Origin of the sequence: Nitrosomonas sp. ANs5, from assembly GCF_050584665.1 — a bacterium.
Taxonomy (GTDB): Bacteria; Pseudomonadota; Gammaproteobacteria; order Burkholderiales; family Nitrosomonadaceae; genus Nitrosomonas.
This window is the reverse complement of record NZ_JBEUDO010000058.1, coordinates 1-18,221: the sequence shown is the minus strand read 5'-3', so window position 1 is coordinate 18,221 and position 18,221 is coordinate 1. Positions and strand designations below refer to the sequence as shown.

The following is an 18,221-nucleotide window of genomic DNA, read 5'->3' as shown; positions in this document are numbered from 1 at the left end:
CTTGTCTAACTTGTCGATATTCGCCTTGGTGGGCAGTTCATCGGCATGGAACTGGTGGGTGAACTGGAAGAGGCGGCGTAGCTCCTCCTTGGAATTCACTCGCCGCTTGTCGGCTCCGGCCTTGAGCCAGATCACCCCGTTCTTGTCGAAATAGGGCTTGTCGATCCCCTTGGGCACGGTCAGCACGATGACGATGCGGCCATTTTCCAGCGCAACGTTTTCGGTCTGCACCGCTAGGAGGCTGTCCGAGAATAGACTGATCTACTGCGGACGAGCCTGATTGGCCGGATTTCACGATCCTTTTCGTTAAATAGAACGACTATTCGCCTCAAATGATCGAAAAATCCATCTCAACCAGCCTCGCCCTCGTTACGATCGCTATTCTCGGACAGCCTCCTAGGAGGCTGACTGCATTGCTGATGAGCTGATTGATACGGGCCACATCCTGCCCTGAAAGCCCTCTCGTCGAACCGTCATCAGCCACGCCGATGAAGATCGTGCCGCCATTGGTGTTGGCGAAAGCCGCTATTTCCGAGGCCAGGGAATCGGCATTCTTAATATCCGCCTTGAACTGGCGGGTGGAGTCTTCGCCGAGGGCGATTTGGGCAAGGAGGTCGGATCGATTCATACCATCCATGCCTCCGTATCATATTCGGCGATCGGTTCCCGGATTTCTGTAGGGGCAGACCTGTGTGTCTGCCCACTACCATTGAACAATTTATCCAATTCCCATTGCGTGGGATTGTGATGGATATATTCACGAATGCGGTTCAATTCCGATTCGTTGCGAACGATGTGTTCCCAATAATTGCGTTGCCATAATTTGCCGGGGAATGATCGCCACCCGTTCTGTTTCACACCACGAATATATTCATTGGTGGACATGGTTTTGAACCATTGCACCACGCGGTGTAGGGGCGAACCTGCGTGTTCGCCCAAAATCAGATGCGCATTCGTATCCGCATCTGTGCGGGCAGACCTACGTGCCTGCCCATCGTCGGCATCAGGGCGGACACGCAGGTCCGCCCCTACGTTGACCGCGATGAAATGAACGTGGTTGGGCATGCACACGAATGCATCGCATTCGATATCGGGAAATATGTTTTCCAATTCCGAATACCAGCGAGAAATCATCCGCCCCGGAGCATTCAATTGCATTTCCCCGTTTGCGATCTCCCCGAAAAAATATTCCCGGTTCTGGGTGCAGATGGTCACGAAATACGCCCCAGCCTGGGAATAATCATATCCCTTCAATCGAATGGATCGGCGATGATGAATGGCGGGATCGTATTTCTCCCCCTTCTGCGTGTTCGTGCCGTGATCATTGTGGGGGGATGGAGTGGGTGGGGCAGGCAGGGCAGATGGGGCAGACACATATGTCTGCCCGTCAGGCCCCGGCCCGCGCGGTCCGCCCATTCCGGAGGATCGTGATTTCATACCGCCACCTCCCCGCTCATACCTCCCACTCCTCAAAATTCTTCTTGATCGTCGCGTCCGGTTGCACGGCATTGGGATTTTCCCGATCCATCTCCCACCGCGCGGGGTTATCGATGATGTATTGCCGTATGCGGTTCAATTCATCTTCGTTGTGGATGATGTGTTCCCAATAATTACGCTGCCATAACCGGGCACCAGGTGTGCCGTACATTTCATTGATACGTTTTGTTACGGCCGATTTGAATGATCGTATGACCGTTGGAATCGATCCGGATACCGGGTGCCCGAATCGTTCCACCGTAGGGGCACGGCATGCCGTGCCCCTACCATCGATCACCACAATGCCATGGATGTGATTTGGCATGACAATAAATTCGCCCATCTCTATGCGTGGAAAATGGATTGGGATTTCATCCCAACATTGGTGCACGATATTCCCCATATCATTCATCTGCATTGCTCCGTCGGTAATTTTACCAAGCAGACAATTCCTGTTATGTGTGCAGAGGGTGACGAAATAGACCCCATTCTGTGAATAATCTTAACCAGGCAGACGGATTGATCGACGGTTATGTTTGCCTGGGTGGTATGTCATATCACCAGCTCCTCGAAATTTTTTTGATCAACGCGGCCAGTTGCACCGCTTCGGCATCCAAGTCTTCCAGCTCCACATGGATGTCGCGTAGTGCCTTTTCAAAATCGAAATCCTCGTCTTCTTCGGGCGTAACGCCGACAGCGGCCAGCACATCCTCGGTGATGCGCCGATTGCGGGTGGTATCGTTGGCAAGGATGCGGAATATATCCTGAATCGGTGAATCTGGTGGAATTTCCGGGGCAGGCGATATTTTCTGACACACTTCCAGTTAGGCCGGGACGGTATCCGGCCTGGCCGTCAGACCCACCACAAATTTTGCCTTGGCCTGCTTGAGGATTGCTTCGAAGGAAAAGGCTGACAGGTGATGGCATTCGTCGACAATGATCTGCCCATAGTGATCAAGCAGCTCACCCAAATCCTCACGGCGTGAGAGCGATTGCATGACGGCGATGTCGATCTTGTTGGATGGCTTCTTCTTGCCGCCGCCAATGACGCCCAATCCGCTTTTGGGAATTTCCAGAAATCCAATCAACCGCTCCTGCCACTGGCGCAGTAGTTCAGTGCGGTGTACCAGCACCAGCGTACTCACCTTGCGCCGGGCGAGCAGGGCGGCGGCGGTGACGGTCTTACCGAAGGCCGTGGGGGCGCAGAGCACACACCCACTTCGTGTTTGAGCATCTATTGTGCTGCTGTCTTCTGGTCCTTGCGCAGAGTGTCCTGATTGGGAAACAGCCGGTCGTAGCTGGTCAGGGAGACAGACCGGGCGCGGTCGCAGGTGTGGCTGATCAGTGCGGCTCCGAGCTGCCGGGCTTCACGGGCCGGAACCGGTTCGGCAAAGAATATCCAGGCATGTGCGCCGTTGCCCGATCGGGAAATCTCCAGTGCTGCTGGAATACCCAGCTCACGGCAGGATTGCATAAAGGCTTTAACGTCCTCTCGCCAGTCGGCTTCGTCGAAATCAGCCGCGAGAAAATAGCAGTTGTCATCAGTCAGGAGCGGATAGACACCGATGGTCTGCTTCCCGGCCAGATGGTCGTAGATCACCCGGTCGGTTACCGCCAGCAGCTGGCGCTGGTTGCAGTCACCGCATTTGACTCGGGGTTTGTCGCAGATGCCGGGTTTCCACTCGTTGCCGCAGGCTGGTGAATAGCCTGACGTGCCCTTGGCAGACTCCCGGCGCTGGGGGTAAACATCCTCGCGTCCCCGAAACAGACGGTGGAACAGGGTGATTTTGTCGTCGGTGGTGAAATGGGTTGGACCTGGTTCCGGTTTTGGTGGCATAGGACCGGGTTCAGGGGGTGGCGGTGTTTCACATGGGATGCCGTGCTGGGCTAGCAGGGCTTTGAGGCGGGTATTTTCCTCGCGCAGTCACTGCAGTTCATTTTGTGCATTCAGCACTTGGTCATTTTTTGGCAAATCCATACTCTGCCATCAGGTCATCCATGTCGTCGCGAACACCCCAGCCCCAGTTACGGCTTTCACACCGGATGCGCTCAAGCCGTTCGACAAAGACTTTCTGCTGCTTGGGTTCAAGCGCCGCAACTGCCTTCAGCGCCTGCTCGAACATTCGCACCAGGGCGTTGAAGTACTCCTCGTAGTCCACACAGCAGAAACCGAGAAAATTAGCACAGGATTCGCAAAAGAATACAGTCAACTCCGCCACCCCTTCAGGACGTCCGATGGCTTTCTTGTAATCGGAGATTGCTTTCTTGGCCTTGGCGATGGAAATATCCTGATTAAGCATCACATCCGGGCAAACCCAGCGGTCGATGGTGGTCTTGTACGGTTCGAGTACGTCTTTACCCAGGGCGAAGCGTGCATGGAGAAAAGCCTGATTGTTCTTGCTGGCGGCGTAGAGATCCTGAATCAGACCAAGCAGCGCCGGGTGGTCGAGCTCGGCAAGCCGGCGCTTGAGGTCGATCCAGGTCGGTTTTTTTTTGCTCAATTTTTTCATAAATTCCGCTACTCGCTTTTGATGGCTCGGAAGGCAGAGTCGTCGGCCAGATGCACATAGTTGCAGCTCACCATTTTCTATAACAGCCCAACCCCGGCCACAGACCGGATCGTTTTCCTCCTGCCCCGACCAGGAGAATTTGAAGCGTGGCGTATTACCACATTGCTCCACCCGCCCATCGATTTTCCCGGAAACTATGGGCGGTCAGACTCGGTTGATTATGGTTTTTCATCGATAATCTTCCGATTTATGATTTCCTCTCCCTAGCGTGGGCGAAGCTAGGAGGCTGTCCGAGAATAGACTGATCTACTGCGGACGAGCCTGATTGGCCGGATTTTCCGATCCTTTTCGTTAAATAGAACGACTATTCATCTCAAATGATCGAAAAATCCAACTCAACCAGCCTCGCCCTCGCTACGATCGCTATTCTCGGACAGCCTCCTAGCCGCTTCTGTTGCCGCTATTCTGGTCTTGAATTAATCACAGCCTAACACCCAGGCCTTATTAGTTGCCGAGCGTATTTTACTTTTACCAAATAGTCAATTTTGGCAATTTTAAAAAATCAATTGGATCGGATCCTTTGATTCTCATGATCCGGTAGGGCAGGTGAAAACCTGTTCTCTACCCCTACCCTTGACTCATCGATTTCTTCCTCACGTAACGTCCAGATAATCAAATCTGCCGAGCCGCAGGAGGTTTTCCCTGGCGCGTTCGGCGCTTTCTCTAACCTGTGAGTCTTCAGCATTTAAGCCAGCCTTCAAAATAGGTTTGGCATCGTTAGCTAAAATGTACATCTGGGTGTCTTGGTCCATGGTATCCGTGATTTTGGCAAAGCATTCAACAACCAAAGCCGGGTGATTCGGGAGCAGTTTGTTTAGGGCTCTTACCTGTAGCGAAAGTCCAACATCTTTTCCCCGACCAAAATCGAGAATCTTCGCGTACGATTGCAAACGCCAGTCAGGGTCGAGGCATTCGGCTTCCAACCAAAAGGTAAATTCCTGAAGCTCCAGCGGCTCGGCGGCTTTAAAACGCCAATCGAAAAATGCGATAATGCGGTCGGTCAGTGTTTTATCCAGTTGCCTGCCGCTATTTCTCAATGATCGGCCAACATGGTCGAAGAGTTGCCCCCAGCGTTTCCGGTCGTCTTTGGTCTTGTCATAGAAACGCTCAAGCAGGCTTTCGTCACCCGTCAGGGGGTAGACCTCCCAAAGGTAGTAGGTGAAAAGGTGCTGGCCCAGTCTGTCGATAAGCTCCCTACCGTCGCCTTTTTCGTTCGCCAGGATATTGAGATTCTCTATTGCGTATTCAAACTCACCCCGCAGAATTTCAAACGTCAACTTGACCGGACGGTTAAAGCGGATATAGCTGCCGAAGGCATCCCGCCAAACAGTTTCATTTGCCTGCGGAAAAAAGATTTCTTGTTGCTGGGCGGCCCAATCCCGATTGAGGGTGCAGAGGTTCCCGAAGTGCATCCCCAATAGCGCCTGTTCAGGCCGGGTTAGAGGTATTTCAGCATCCTTGGCTAGACTTTTTGCGAGGATGTCGGTTACTTCTGGCAAATGATCTTCTGGTAACTGACGGCGAACCCAGAAGCCGAAATGGATAAGGGATTCAAGTGCTCGACTGCGGGTATTGTTGATGGCCTCGGTAATAGGATCGTCGCGGTTAAGCAACACCGGGCGGTCGTGATCGAGCCGCCAGTCGGACTGACCGCACGCCTGTCGAAGCAGAGCGGCAAGGCCGTCCCTTGCGGTAATTGGCCCATCCGTATCCTTGTTCACACAGACGTCTATGAAATCAACCACGGCCCGGCGCGAGCTGCCCCAGTCGGGATGGTCGCGTGATTCGTCTCGCGGCTCGGGTTGTCCTTCTACGCGCGCCGTGTCTGGATGCGACAAAATCCACGTACAGAACGCAATCCACTGGTCCAGGTTGCCGAAATTTTTTTCCTTGACGAGCTCGAGCATGGCCTTGAGCATGGCTGCAACATAGACTGGCCGTGCAATCCTGTCACGGTTCGCCAGCCAGAAAGCCAGGCGCTTGCCCTCTGGCACAATCTTTACTTTGAACAGGGACTGAAAGACGCCAGCCAGCGCGGAGATATTGATCTCAACCAGCCAGTTGTCCTTGTCCCGGTGCGCCTCGTTCCAGTCGTTCAGATAGGTCAGAAGCTCTTCATCCGTGAGGCTCTCGAGATCCTCGGCGGATTTCGGGCTCCGGTAGCTGATTGAGCCTCCGCTAATCTCACCATAGGGTGAGTAGCTGTCATCGGTGATGGCTTCTGTCTGGGTTTCACCTTCCAGCTCATCGAAATAACGTTGGACATCCCCGCTGAGCAGTGCGGCAAACGGGCGTAGCTGCATGTGATGAAAGTAGCGCTGACGTTGTTGAAAAGCCTCTTCACTGTATTGCTCGCCCATGTGTTCACGAAAATTCTCTTTCGAAGGTCCTCTGAGAATGGCGTCTAAAATGTTCTTTCTTTCGTCCTCACTAAGCAAATGGGGGCCGAAGTGTTCACTGGCCTTGCGGATCATCAATTGGAATTCGTAGTGGTGCTCCCATTTTGAATAGTCATCGTGCCTGAGGATCTGCTCGCGTATCCATGGGAGAGTCTGGTCGTTCGGATGTAATACATAAAGGTGCTGCCGCAGACGCTTGAACACCTTCCAGCGATGATTTCGCAATGTCTGATCCAGGGCATCAATGGATTCCGGGGCATTGTCATAGACCTGCTCACAGGCATAGGTCAGCGTCTGCACCAGGATTTCCTTCACATCCTGATAATCGCGATCCGGCTTATCCAGCCTCCGACACCAGATTTCCGAATAGTCCTGGTTGCTCCCTTTTTCAAAATCTTCCGGATGCATTCCCAGCCTGATCATGCTTGCCACCGCGTCAATCAGGATGCGGGCAACCTGGTAGGGCTCATGCTCCGCCAAGGGGCGAATACCTTTTTCCAGGATTTGCTGATATTCCCATTGATGAAAGCGGGGGGCAGGTTCTAGCGAGGTTCCCGAGAAATTAGGTTGTTTTCTGAGGAGTTGCTGCTTATCTCGCGTCCTTGGATCTTCCCGGAAGGGAACAAGCAATTTTGCTATCTCAAGCGCTTCGGCAATATTGCCTTGAACCGTCCAATGTTGGAGTAGTTCAGGATAACGATGAGCCGGGAACGGATTATCAAGCTCGAAGTATTCAATAAGCTTCGGAAGCAGCGCTGCCGATTGTTGTCCATTGAGCTTAAGAGCAATTGTAAGCACATCGTCATAAACCCGTGGGTTATCTGTTTTTGGCAGAGATAAAATAATTTCGACTACTTGATCTGGTGTTTCCTCTGCAATGGTCACTAAATAGCGCAGTTCTGGCCAATGCGGATATTGCACATATCCGTTAGGCAGCTGTTTCAACCCGGGAGGGCTATTAAAATAGCCACGTCCACGCAGTGGCTCCACCCAGAGAGGGTTGTTTAGCCTGGAGAAGAAATACTGCCGGTCCGTCTCTTTTTTAACGGATGCCAGTACTTTTTCTATCATCTCATTGGTTGGTGGCGTCCAAGATTTCATTTAAATCCTTTAATCGATCATATTGGCTGCTGGCAGCTATGTAGAGATAGTTTTCCAGACAATTAAAATGCTTCACCAAGTCATTGTCTGTCTTTTCCTGAAAGGGTTTGCCGCGAAGGTGCGCATGCTTCAGAAACCAGTCCTTTGCAGCCTTCCACTCGGCAATTAAGTTTTTAGGAATTTTGTCTTTGTCTGTGTACTCAAGAAATGTGCTGAAAAATAATCCGTCAGCTTCTGAACTTCGCATGCGGCCAGACTTGTGTTCATTAATCAGGGTAGAGATTCTTTGGCATACATTGATGGGTATCAGGTGTCCTTTCTCGGCCACTTCAGGCGAAAGTTCATTACTGAACCGCCACTCCTCCTGCCAGTCGCCCTGTAATTTTTCGATATGCTGTTGGTATTGAACACGCTCCGATTTGATGCCCGCTACAGTCGATGCAAGGCGGTTCATCAAGTCCCGTCCTGCGTGGGCGACAAACGAGACATAACCTGCCGGTTTTTGATTTTTGAGAATTGCGGCACCTTTATACGCATCGGCAAAGACTGGAAGGCTGAGGTCATCATTCAGCCATTCGTAGACTCGCTGTTGTTCCTTGGAGAGACTCACTTCCACTTATACCTTCGTCATAATAGCTTTAAGGAGCTCAGTTTGTTTGTCGTTTGCGGCGTCAATCTGCTTGTCGAGCGTGTCGCACAGGCCAATCAACTGGTCGATGCGGGCGACGATGCGGCCTTGCTCAGGGAGCGGAGGCAATGGAACAGCACATAGGGAAAGCTTTGTGCCATTAAAATTCGCCTGTCCACACTGCTGAACAATCTCAGGTTCAATTTGAGTTGATCTGAAATAGGGGGCGTTCATCGCCTGGCTTATGAACATCGGGTTCAGTAGCGCATCAAACAACCTGACCCTTATCAAATATGATGCGAATGTCGCATGCTCGACAGGGCCTGTGTAGCGTGCCGATTTCCCTACCAAATCATAACTATTCGTTCGGTTAAAAAGGATATCGTTTGGTTGAAGGAAGAGTCGGGACAGCTCGTCGATGTCTGGTGCAATGTATTTGAATCCTTCGTCGATCAACTGACCATCAATGATATTGCCCATTCGATAAACTGGAACAAGCGAGGAATCATCACAAGTTTTTTGTGACGTTCCGTAATCTATGGATTCCGCAAGTTCGGCAATTCTCACCCACCGCCAATTGTCAGGAACCGGAAATGGTTCATCGTTTTGAGGGATTGACGATACAGGTTTAGGCCTCTTGATCTTCTTTGCCTTCACCAACCGCTGCTTCTCGGCTTCGATCTCTTTCAGCAGTTCGCTGGCGGGTGGATCGTTGGGGTCTTGGGGGACGAGGCGGCCCATGATGGCGAGCTGGAGAATGGCTTTGCGCAGTTCGGCGACGTTTTCCTTGACGGTGTAGAGTTCGCCGAAGTGCTGGGCAAGAAATGCAAATGGCTCACACGAAGGCACGAAGGCACGAAGGTTTGAAGAATCCTGGCTCACGCGAAGGCGCGAAGGCGCAAAGGCGGGGTCGAGCAGTTGCTTGATAGCGGCGGCGTGGACGGCCAGCCGCTTTGCCTCCCGTTCCTTGCGCAGCTTTTCCAACTTGTCACATCGGGCCATCAACTGGTCGATGCGAGCGACGATGCGGTGTTGTTCGGGGAGTGGGGGGAGAGGGAATATCGTAGCCACGATTTTTTCGCGAGAAATATTAGGCTGAGCAGCTCCTGCTCCTTGCCTGAGAAAATACGGTTTGAGAGAAGTAATCAGGTAAAGCAGATAGTTCTCATCAAAGTTTGTGTAAGTGTTGCAAGCACACACAGCCTGATTGGTTGCGGCCTCAATCTCCAAGATTCCGACTTCGCCAATATTGGCGCCATACATGGCGACGAGGACGGAACCTTTTCCGTTAATATGCAGAGAACACTTATCTAATGCCGCTTGGGTTATGGTTTCTTCGGTTGTCTTAATACGCCCTTGCTTGACCTCACCAGATTTAACCCAAGGAATATTGCCACCATAGAAGCTGGCGTTGGAACGGCTCGGAGTTGAACCAGATTTCCAAATTCCAATATCGCCCAACCTCACCCACTCCCACCCCTGTGGCAGCTCGTAGGGCACTTCCTCCACCTTAATCGGTGGCAGCTTCTTCTCTTTCCTTCGCGTCTTCGCGCCTTCGCGTGAGGCCCGCTCTTTTTCGATCTCCTTCAGCAACTCCGAAGCGGGTGGATCGTTCGGGTCCTGTTCCACCAGCTTGCCCTGCATGGCCAGCGTCAAAATCAGCTCGCGCAGCCTAGCGATGCCGCCTGGCGCGGCAAAGGCGGTGTCGAAGTGCTGCTCCAGAATTTCATTCACGCGAAGGCGCGAAGACGCGAAGGAAGGTGAGTTGGTCATAAACTTTTCCCAATCTGAATAACTGGAAATATTGCTGCAAGCCGCTGCACTTTTATAGCGTCGACAGTTTGCGCCACAGTTTGTGGCATAAATGCCGAATGTATCCGTGAGTCTGGATACTCGCCTACACGAGTATGACCATTATTTACTTCTCTTCGCGTCTTCGCGCCTTCGCGTGAGATATTCTGTTTATTCATCGCCTTCCCCCGGTTTCTGAATGGCCTCGATCTGTTTGAGCATCCGGTCGAAGTCGCTCTCAAACAGCCGGTCCTGCACGATGCGGTATTTCTCGAATTCGCTTTCGGCATGGGCCTTGGCAATCTCCGCCGTAACCTTGCCCGCATCCTGCAGAATTTCACGGTCGGTGGCCGCTATAAAGCGGTTGAGTCGGGTTTCCCAGTCCTGCATGGTCATGGGTATCTTGCGCAGGGCCATATCCTCGGCCACATCCAGGTAGGCGTTCACCAACCGGGCCAGTTGCGCCATTTCATCTTCGGTCAGGTAGTTCTTGGCCACGCTGACATCGAACTTCTGGATCTTTCCGCGCGGTGCATCCTTCCAGGAGGTCAGGCCCATATTCTGTTTTTCTGCATCGGCGCGGTTGACAATGACCTCCGCTGCGGTCTGGCCGTGGATGGCCCAATGGAGTTTATTCTGGACGGTGGCGAAAAAGCGTTTGGTGGCCTGGGCCGTGACGTCGTAGTCGATGGTGGTGGCGTAAATGTCGGTGATCTTCTGGTAGAACTTGCGCTCGGAGAGGCGGATCTCGCGGATGCGCTGGAGTTGCTCTTCAAAGTACTGTTCCGTGAGGATGGAGCCGCCGCTTTTAATGCGCTCGTCATCCATAACGTAGGCTTTGATGGTGTACTCATTGATGATGGTGGTGGCCCACTTGCGAAACTGCACAGCACGTTCGGAATTGACCTTGTAACCCACGGCGATAATAGCCGGGAGTTTGTAGTGCTTGGTGTTGTAGTTTTTGCCGTCGGCGGCAGTTATTCGAAAATTTCGAATAACTGCATCCTCTTGTAACTCACTGTCTAAGAACACATTTTTCAGGTGATAGTTGGTGGTGTGGGTCTTCACATCGTAAAGCAGCCCCATCATCTTCTGGGTTAGCCAGATGCTCTCATCGGCATAGACCGCTTCGACACCACCGCTGCCGCTGGCGGCAACAAAGGTCAGGTACTCAGCCGCCGACGAGCGGACGATGGACACTTCCTTGCCGGTTTTCTTTCTCTTGCTCATTTCAAATCCCTTCGCGTCTTCGCTCCTCGTGTGGGAATTTCCCCGTTATTCATCGCCTCCCTCCGGGTTGCCGAATTCCGCTTCCAGTTCCTCTATGGACGGCAGACTCGGTTTCAGGTTATCCGGCAGGGCGCGGGTAAGCTGGTATTCCGAAACGCCCATGGGCTTGTGAATATCGCTCAGCGCGTACTCCACCACGACGCGATCCCGAGTTTTGCAGAGCAGAATGCCGATGGTCTGCTCATCCCGATCGCCGCGCAGTTGCTCATCTACGGCTTTCAGGTAAAAGTTCAGTTTGCCCGTATACTCCGGCTCAAACTCACCGGTCTTGAGTTCAATGACGACATAGCAATGCAGCTTGGTGTGATAGAACAGCAGGTCCAGAAAGAAATCCCGCTCGCCCACCTGCAGCCCTTGTTGACGCCCCACATAGGCAAACCCGGCTCCCAACTCTAAAAGGAACTTGGTGATATGATCGGTTAGCGCCTTTTCCAGCTCCCGTTCGTTGTAGTCTTTGGTCAGCGTCAGAAAATCAAAGTTGTAGGGATCCTTGATCAGCTGTTGCGCTAAATCCGACTGCGGAGCCGGCAGCGTCTGGGAAAAATTCGTGATTGCTTTACCTTCGCGCTCATACAAGCCGCTTTCGATCTGGTGCGTCAGCACGTTGCGGCTCCAATTATGCTCAATCGTTTTGTTCACATAGTAAAGCGCTTCCTTCACATGCCCGCATTTTGAAATAATGATCAGATTATGGCTCCACGGTATCTGCACTAATTGTGCAACGATCTGTTGCACTTTTTGAGCCCCTACCATTTGTGCCACAGGCTGTGGCACAATCTGCGTGGAATCGAGTTTCGGCAATTGGTCGACAGGTTGTTGGCCAATTGCGACACAGCCTGTGTCGCAATTCAGAAAGCCTTCCGAATAAAAGAGATACCACATTCGGATGCGCTCCAGGTTTCGCTTGGAGAACCCCTTCATGTCCGGAAATTCCGTCATCAGGTCGGCGCTCAACTGCTTCAGTAACCCGCTGCCCCATTGGGCTGTCTTCTGGCGCTCCACGATGTCGGCGCCCAGCTCCCAATAAAAGGTCAGCAGGGCGGTATTCACCTGCACTGCCGCCTTCACCTGCGCCTGCCGCAACCGCTGCTTGATCTCCTTCAGCCAGTCGCGGTATTCCATCGTTGTCAAATGCGCGTCGCTCATGCCTTGCCCCGATTGTTTGCTGATAGGCAGGCCATCAACTCGGCTTTCAAGGCTTGCTGCGCCGCTTCGAGCTGGCGGACGATCTGCTGGTATTCGGCCATTAACTCTTCCGGATCGCGGTGGTTGATCGCCACCTCATGAGGATTTTTGCAGTCCAGGTTGTAGTTGCGCTCGGCCAAGGAACTGGCCGAAACCTTCCACGCCTGCTCGGTGACCTTGCGGCCGGCACGCTCGGCGCCGCCCCACCAGGCTTTTTCGAGGTCGAATTCGGCGATGGTCAGGGGCTTGGAGCGGGAGTAGGATTTGTAGCTCTCAGGATACGGGTGTTCGAAAAACCAAACCTCCTTGGTCGGCCCGCCCTTTTCGAAAAAAAGAATGTTGGTAGCGATGCTGGTGTAGGGACTGAACACGCCCTTGGGCAGACGCACGATGGTGTGCAGATTGAATGCTTCCAGCAGTTCGCGCTTGAGGTTGGTTTTGGTTCCTTCGCCAAAGAGAAAACCGTCGGGCAACACCACGGCAGCTTTGCCAGTATCGTGTTTCAACAGGTGCATGATCAGCGCCATAAAGAGGTCGGCGGTCTCGCGGGTTTGGTATTTGCGCGGGAAGTTGTTCTCGATGCCGTCCTCTTCCATGCCACCGAAGGGCGGATTGGTGATGATGATATCCACCCGGTCGCGGGGGCCGTAATCCTTGAGGGGGCGGCTCAGGGTGTTGTCGTGGCGGACGTTGGTAGGCACGTCGATGCCGTGCAGCATTATATTAGTCATGGCCAGCATGTGCGGCAGCGGTTTCTTCTCCACCCCAAAGATGGACTCCTGCAGGCGCTTGCGGTCGTCATTGTTTTTCACCTGTTTGTTCAGATGCTCGATGGCGCAGGTAAGAAAACCGCCGGTGCCGCAGGCCGGGTCTAGGAGGGTCTGGCCGAGCTGCGGGTCGAGCATGTCAACCATGAACTGGGTAACGGCGCGGGGGGTGTAGTATTCGCCCGCATTACCGGCCGATTGCAGGTCGGACAGAATTTTTTCGTAGATGTCGTTGAACAAGTGACGGTCGCCGGATTTGTTGAAATCGACATCCTCCTCGATGGTGTTGATCACCTGGCGCCGCAGGGTGCCGGATTTCATGTAGTTGTAGGCGTCCTCGAATACCGAGCCGACCACTTTGCCATGCGGCGAGACACCAGCTGCGGTGGCCAGTTTCTTGAGCGCCGGGAAGAGGTCATTATTGACGAAGTTGATCAACTCCTCGCCGGTCATGCCTTCCGGGTTCTTGGCCCAGCTCGACCAGCAGAAACGGCTCGGCAGCGGCGATTTGTAGCCGGGTACGGTGAGCTGCCATTCCTGTTCCTTGTCGTCGAAGATTTTCAGGAAGATCAGCCAGACCATCTGGCTGATGCGCTGGGCGTCGCCATCGACGCCGACATCTTTGCGCATGATGTCCTGAATAGCCTTGATCAGGGTAGTTAGGGGCATATTTTCGATTTTCTCCTTCGTCTTTCCCGCGCAGGCGGGAATCCAGAAATTCAAATTAGGGTTTCGTACAAGTCCATCCAATTCGGATTTCTTTTTTCTATTAGGCGCAGTTTCCAGGCCCGGTTCCATTTTTTGATCTGCTTTTCGCGGGTGATAGCGGTATACATGTCTTCATGCTGTTCGAAGTAAACCAGGCGGTGCACCGCATATTTGTTTGTGAAGCCTTCTGTCTGATTGTTTTTGTGTTCCCATACGCGTTTGATCAGGTCGCTGGTGACCCCGGTATAAAGCGTGCCGTTTCTTTGACTGGCGAGAAGGTAGACGCAGGGTTGCTTCATTTCACGCACTTGGATTCCCGCCTGCGCGGGAATGACGGCCGGAAAGGTAAAGCGCATCCTCCAGTTCATGCACTGCCTGTTGATACTGTTCTAGTCCCCCAAAAGCACGGATGATTTCCAGCGGGGTGCCGAATTCGGTAAAGGGCGCAATGGTGAGGATTTGCGTCTCTTCGATGTGGGTCACGCCTTCATCGGCGTATTTATCGAGCAGGGCCTCCAGCACCCGGCGGGCCTGTTCGCCATGCTGAGTGAAGTAATTGCGCTTCTTGACTTGTTCGGCCCGTTCCTTGCGGGTAAGGGGTGGCATATCCCAGGCGACATGGCAGACCAGGTCGAAGGGATCAAACGCCTTGCCGGATTGCCGCCCGATCTCGTCGGCGAGGGCCTCGAAGAATATACCTTGTTCCGATAGTTCGTCGATGATGACTTGCTTTTTCTCGGTACTACTCCAGCGGAGCAGGAAATCGTCGAGTGAGGCGTATTCCTTGGCCAGGGCCTTGCGGGTGTAATCCTTGAGGGATTCGGTAATCAACTTACCGTTGGCGTCGAAATACTGAACCCGCTCGGCGGCGACCTTGACCTCGACATTGGCCACCACATATCGGCGCACGCCAGTATCTTCCTCCTGCTGGCCGGCCTCATTGATGCCGGTCCATTCCTGGCCTTCTCCGGGTTCTGGATAGGTAAAGCCATCTACACCCCACTCTTCTGCAGGAACATCCGGCGGGACCGGCGAGTCGTCCCCCTTGGGTTCGTAGATCTGTACTGGATCGCCGTCGAAGTCAGGGTCGGCAAACAGCTCGGTGGCCTTCTTGAAGTCAATGATGGTGAAGTAGAACTTGCCGTAATCCTCGTTGATGCGGGTGCCGCGCCCGATGATCTGCTTGAACTCGGTCATGGATTGAATGCGCTGGTCGAGTACGATGAGTTTGCAGGTCTGCGCATCGACGCCGGTAGTCATCAGCTTGGAGGTGGTGGCGATAACCGGGTATTTGCTCTCCGGGAAGATAAAGTTGTCCAACTCGGCCTTGCCTTCCTCGTTGTCGCCGGTGATGCGCATGACATACTTGCTGTTCTGCGCGACCAGATCGGCGTTTTCGTTGACCAGCGCCTGGCGCATGCGTTCGGCATGGTCGATGTTTTCACAGAAGATGATGGCTTTATCGAAGCGGTTGGTTTGTTTGAGAAATTCGGTGATTTTCTGTGCCACCAGTTGGGTGCGTTGCTCCAGCACCAGGGTCTTGTCGAAATCCTGCTGGTTGTAGATGCGGTCCTCGATCTCGTTGCGGTATTTGTCGAGCATCCCCTTGTCGGGCCGCCAACCGGTCAAGTCCCTGTCGAGATCGATACGGACCACCTTGTAGGGGGCGAGAAAGCCGTCATCGATGCCCTGCCGCAGTGAGTAGGTGTAGATGGGATCACCGAAATAGTCGATGTTAGAGACCGCTTTGGTTTCCTTGGGCGTAGCGGTCAGGCCGATCTGGGTGGCCGAGGAAAAGTATTCGAGTATCTCGCGCCAGGCAGAGTCGGCGGCAGCGCTGCCGCGGTGGCATTCGTCAATGACGATGAGATCGAAAAAATCCGGGCTGAATTGTTTGTATATGTTTTTCTCTTCCTCGGTGCCGGTGACTGCCTGGTAGAGCGAGAGGTAGATCTCGTAGGATTTGTTGGCCTGGCGCTTTTGGATCTTGGTCATGGCCGAGCCGAAAGGTTTGAAGTCGTTGGTCATGGTCTGATCGACCAGGATATTGCGGTCAGCCAGAAACAAGATGCGCTTCGATGCTTTTGATTTCCAAAGCCGCCAGATGATCTGAAAGGCGGTGAAGGTCTTGCCGGTACCGGTTGCCATGACCAGCAGGATGCGCTTCTGGCCACGAGCAATCGCCTCGATGGTTTTGTTGATGGCCAGCAGTTGATAATAGCGCGGGGTCTTGTTACTGCCGTCGCTGTAATAATCCTGGGTAACAAGGGCCTTTTGCTGGTCGTCCAGACCACGGTGTTCCGCCCACCATTGCCATAGTGTTTCCGCAGCGGGGAATTCGTGCAAGCCAAGCTCACGCTCTATGATGCCGTCTGAAGCGATCTTGTTGTGAAACAGGAACCCATCGCCGTTGGAGCTGAACACAAACGGGACTTGCAGCATCTCGGCATAGCCCAGCGCTTGCTGCATGCCATCGCCAACGCTGTGGTTGTTGTCCTTGGCTTCAATAAGGGCAATGGGGATGTTCGGCTTGTAGAGCAGGACGTAATCGACGCGCTTGTGCTTGGCCCTGGCATGGAGCTTGCCGCGAACGATGATGCGTCCCTTGGTGAGAGGGAACTCCTCTCTGACTTGAGTTATGACATCCCAGCCCGCCTGCTCCAGGGCGGGTGTAATGAATTTGGTGCAGATATCGCGTTCGGAGAGTTGTTTCTTGTTCGTCAAACCAGCTTTCCCTGTTCTTTCATTTGTGCACAAAACTGCTCGAACTGACGCTGCGCCAATTTCGATGGCACTGTCTTGCCATTTTCCCAGCGGTTGACGGTGGCGAAGCTCACCCCGAGGGCGTGGGCCAGTTCTTCCTGGGAGAGCGCCAGCTGCCGCCGGACTTCCTTGACTGTTTCCGGGAAGTTTTCGGGTTGGCGGATCATGGCCATTGGGAAAAACCTCTATTGCACGCGAAGCCGCGACGGCGCGCAGACGCGAATTGACCATCGACTACTGAATCCAATCGCAAGCCCTCTTCGAGCCCGACACTTTGATAATGAATGGGAACCGGCTTTTGCCGCTCAACCAATCGCCCGCGCTGTCTGTTCATCGTTCAACCTCCAAGTGCAGTTCATCTTCCGGGTCGTTGCGCGCCCGAAACCGCTGGGTGCACTTTGGTTATTAAAAATGATTCGACAATATAACATCTGCTATGCGGTGTGCAACTCAAAATTTGAGGGAGTGTCGACAGATTTGAAACAGCTCTGGTCAGTAAGGGCATAGCCCATAACGAGGAGCGGTCGGCCATGGGCATCAACGACCTGCTTGATGGAATCATGAAGAGCATCAACCGGTGTGCCGATGAAATCACTGACATTCAGAGATGAAAGAGGCGCTGAGTACGCAGCGCTTTCCGGAACGAGGATGATCCAGCCAAAAGGCTGGATTCTGCTATAAGCGGTGCAAGTCGCTGATGATTGGATGAAAAAAACCGTCCAGCAACCGGTTGTGGTCGGTGGATGAGTTTTCTTTGGTGCCAGTGGCGGGATGATGCCCCGTATCAAACGGCTATTGGAAGTACGGATTCGAACCCGCGTCCGCAAGTTCGTCAACGCAGGTTGTACCAGACTCCACGGCTACTGCCGTGCGTTTCGCAACGCAACGGCATTCCCGATCACGAAGTAAATTGGTAGTTTTGATCCGAGTGGAATGGCCCATTTGATGGCCACTGCTTAACCAGCGCTTGGCGGCGTCAAACCGTAATCACCCAACCTGAGAATGCATCTTTTCAGCACAATCAAAGAGAACCGATACCGGCATAACTGATTCCGGCCAATCTGGCCATCTCCGACTTCCAGGTACTGAGATCAGCTTGCGCAAATTCCTGCAAGGAATGGTGTCCGCAAGCTCTTGCTATGATCTTCATCAAGTGTACGCTGCCGGTAAAAAACATCGCCAGATCGCGCGCTCTAGCATCAATGTCGATTTTGTTGACCAAGTGTTGGGCGTGAGTCGCTATCCCCGCCGGGCAATTGCCAGAACTGCAGATGCGCGCACCGATGCAACCTATCGCCTGCAATGCGCTGTTAGATAATGCGATGCCGTCGGCGCCCAAGGCGAGCGCCTTGATAAAATCTGCCGGGATGCGCAAACCACCGGTGATGATCAAGGTCACGCTATTCTTTTCACCTTTCTTGTGACCGGCAGCATCGAGAAATTTTCTTGCTCTGGCCAACGCGGCAATCGTTGGTATTGAAATGTGGTCTCGGAAAATCGCCGGCGCCGCACCGGTGCTGCCACCACGTCCGTCAAGAATAAG

At 53.3% G+C, this 18,221-nt stretch carries 18 protein-coding genes; all 18 read right to left on the bottom strand.

Translation table 11 applies throughout. The annotated features are described in order from the left end of the window. Window positions 1–231: hypothetical protein (locus ABTW62_RS11780; protein ID WP_430904777.1), on the bottom strand; the 231-nt coding region annotated here is incomplete at its 3' end. 97 nt (window positions 232–328) lie between these two features. After that, window positions 329–628 carry an AlbA family DNA-binding domain-containing protein gene (locus ABTW62_RS11775; RefSeq protein ID WP_430904776.1) on the bottom strand — a complete coding sequence of 100 codons (300 nt, stop codon included), beginning with the start codon at window positions 626–628 and terminating at the stop codon, window positions 329–331. After that, window positions 625–1,437: a transposase gene (locus ABTW62_RS11770; RefSeq protein ID WP_430904775.1), complete on the bottom strand. Its 813-nt coding sequence runs from the start codon at window positions 1,435–1,437 to the stop codon at window positions 625–627. The genes ABTW62_RS11775 and ABTW62_RS11770 overlap by 4 nt, the downstream gene beginning before the upstream one ends. Window positions 1,438–1,453: 16 nt before the next feature. Next, window positions 1,454–1,801, bottom strand: a complete 348-nt coding sequence (locus tag ABTW62_RS11765; RefSeq protein WP_430904774.1) for a transposase — start codon at window positions 1,799–1,801, stop codon at window positions 1,454–1,456. A gap of 232 nt (window positions 1,802–2,033) precedes the next feature. Beyond that, window positions 2,034–2,294 carry a hypothetical protein gene (locus ABTW62_RS11760; protein ID WP_430904773.1) on the bottom strand — a complete coding sequence of 87 codons (261 nt, stop codon included), beginning with the start codon at window positions 2,292–2,294 and terminating at the stop codon, window positions 2,034–2,036. 6 nt (window positions 2,295–2,300) lie between these two features. Further along, window positions 2,301–2,714, bottom strand: coding sequence for a DEAD/DEAH box helicase family protein (locus tag ABTW62_RS11755; protein ID WP_430904779.1), 414 nt, complete (start codon window positions 2,712–2,714; stop codon window positions 2,301–2,303). Next, window positions 2,711–3,313: a TOTE conflict system archaeo-eukaryotic primase domain-containing protein gene (locus ABTW62_RS11750; protein ID WP_430904772.1), complete on the bottom strand. Its 603-nt coding sequence runs from the start codon at window positions 3,311–3,313 to the stop codon at window positions 2,711–2,713. Before ABTW62_RS11750 ends, ABTW62_RS11755 begins: the two co-directional genes overlap by 4 nt. 121 nt (window positions 3,314–3,434) lie before the next feature. Beyond that, window positions 3,435–3,977: a hypothetical protein gene (locus tag ABTW62_RS11745; protein ID WP_430904771.1), complete on the bottom strand. Its 543-nt coding sequence runs from the start codon at window positions 3,975–3,977 to the stop codon at window positions 3,435–3,437. A gap of 662 nt (window positions 3,978–4,639) precedes the next feature. Continuing rightward, window positions 4,640–7,546 (bottom strand): hypothetical protein, encoded by a 2,907-nt coding sequence (locus ABTW62_RS11740; RefSeq protein ID WP_430904770.1) that lies wholly within the window; start codon window positions 7,544–7,546, stop codon window positions 4,640–4,642. Further along, a complete protein-coding gene (locus ABTW62_RS11735; protein WP_430904769.1) occupies window positions 7,518–8,162 on the bottom strand; it encodes a hypothetical protein in 645 nt (214 codons plus the stop codon). The genes ABTW62_RS11740 and ABTW62_RS11735 overlap by 29 nt, the downstream gene beginning before the upstream one ends. After that, window positions 8,163–9,947 carry a restriction endonuclease subunit S gene (locus tag ABTW62_RS11730; RefSeq protein WP_430904768.1) on the bottom strand — a complete coding sequence of 595 codons (1,785 nt, stop codon included), beginning with the start codon at window positions 9,945–9,947 and terminating at the stop codon, window positions 8,163–8,165. A gap of 189 nt (window positions 9,948–10,136) precedes the next feature. Beyond that, a complete protein-coding gene (locus ABTW62_RS11725) occupies window positions 10,137–11,195 on the bottom strand; it encodes a virulence RhuM family protein (RefSeq protein WP_430904767.1) in 1,059 nt (352 codons plus the stop codon). A 45-nt stretch (window positions 11,196–11,240) separates the two neighbouring features. Next, on the bottom strand, window positions 11,241–12,401 hold the full coding sequence (locus tag ABTW62_RS11720) for a PDDEXK nuclease domain-containing protein (RefSeq protein WP_430904766.1): 1,161 nt from the start codon (window positions 12,399–12,401) through the stop codon (window positions 11,241–11,243). Beyond that, on the bottom strand, window positions 12,398–13,930 hold the full coding sequence (locus ABTW62_RS11715) for a type I restriction-modification system subunit M (protein WP_430904764.1): 1,533 nt from the start codon (window positions 13,928–13,930) through the stop codon (window positions 12,398–12,400). The genes ABTW62_RS11720 and ABTW62_RS11715 overlap by 4 nt, the downstream gene beginning before the upstream one ends. Next, the gene (locus tag ABTW62_RS11710) at window positions 13,927–14,214 is read right to left on the bottom strand and encodes a GIY-YIG nuclease family protein (protein WP_430904778.1); all 288 of its coding nucleotides are present in this window, start codon (window positions 14,212–14,214) and stop codon (window positions 13,927–13,929) included. The genes ABTW62_RS11715 and ABTW62_RS11710 overlap by 4 nt, the downstream gene beginning before the upstream one ends. A gap of 1 nt (window position 14,215) precedes the next feature. After that, a complete protein-coding gene (hsdR, locus tag ABTW62_RS11705) occupies window positions 14,216–16,639 on the bottom strand; it encodes an EcoAI/FtnUII family type I restriction enzme subunit R (RefSeq protein WP_430904763.1) in 2,424 nt (807 codons plus the stop codon). Then, on the bottom strand, window positions 16,636–16,851 hold the full coding sequence (locus ABTW62_RS11700) for a helix-turn-helix domain-containing protein (RefSeq protein ID WP_430904762.1): 216 nt from the start codon (window positions 16,849–16,851) through the stop codon (window positions 16,636–16,638). Before ABTW62_RS11700 ends, hsdR begins: the two co-directional genes overlap by 4 nt. An 848-nt stretch (window positions 16,852–17,699) precedes the next feature. Next, the coding region (locus ABTW62_RS11695; RefSeq protein ID WP_430904761.1) for a glutamate synthase-related protein at window positions 17,700–18,221 on the bottom strand (522 nt) is incomplete at its 5' end.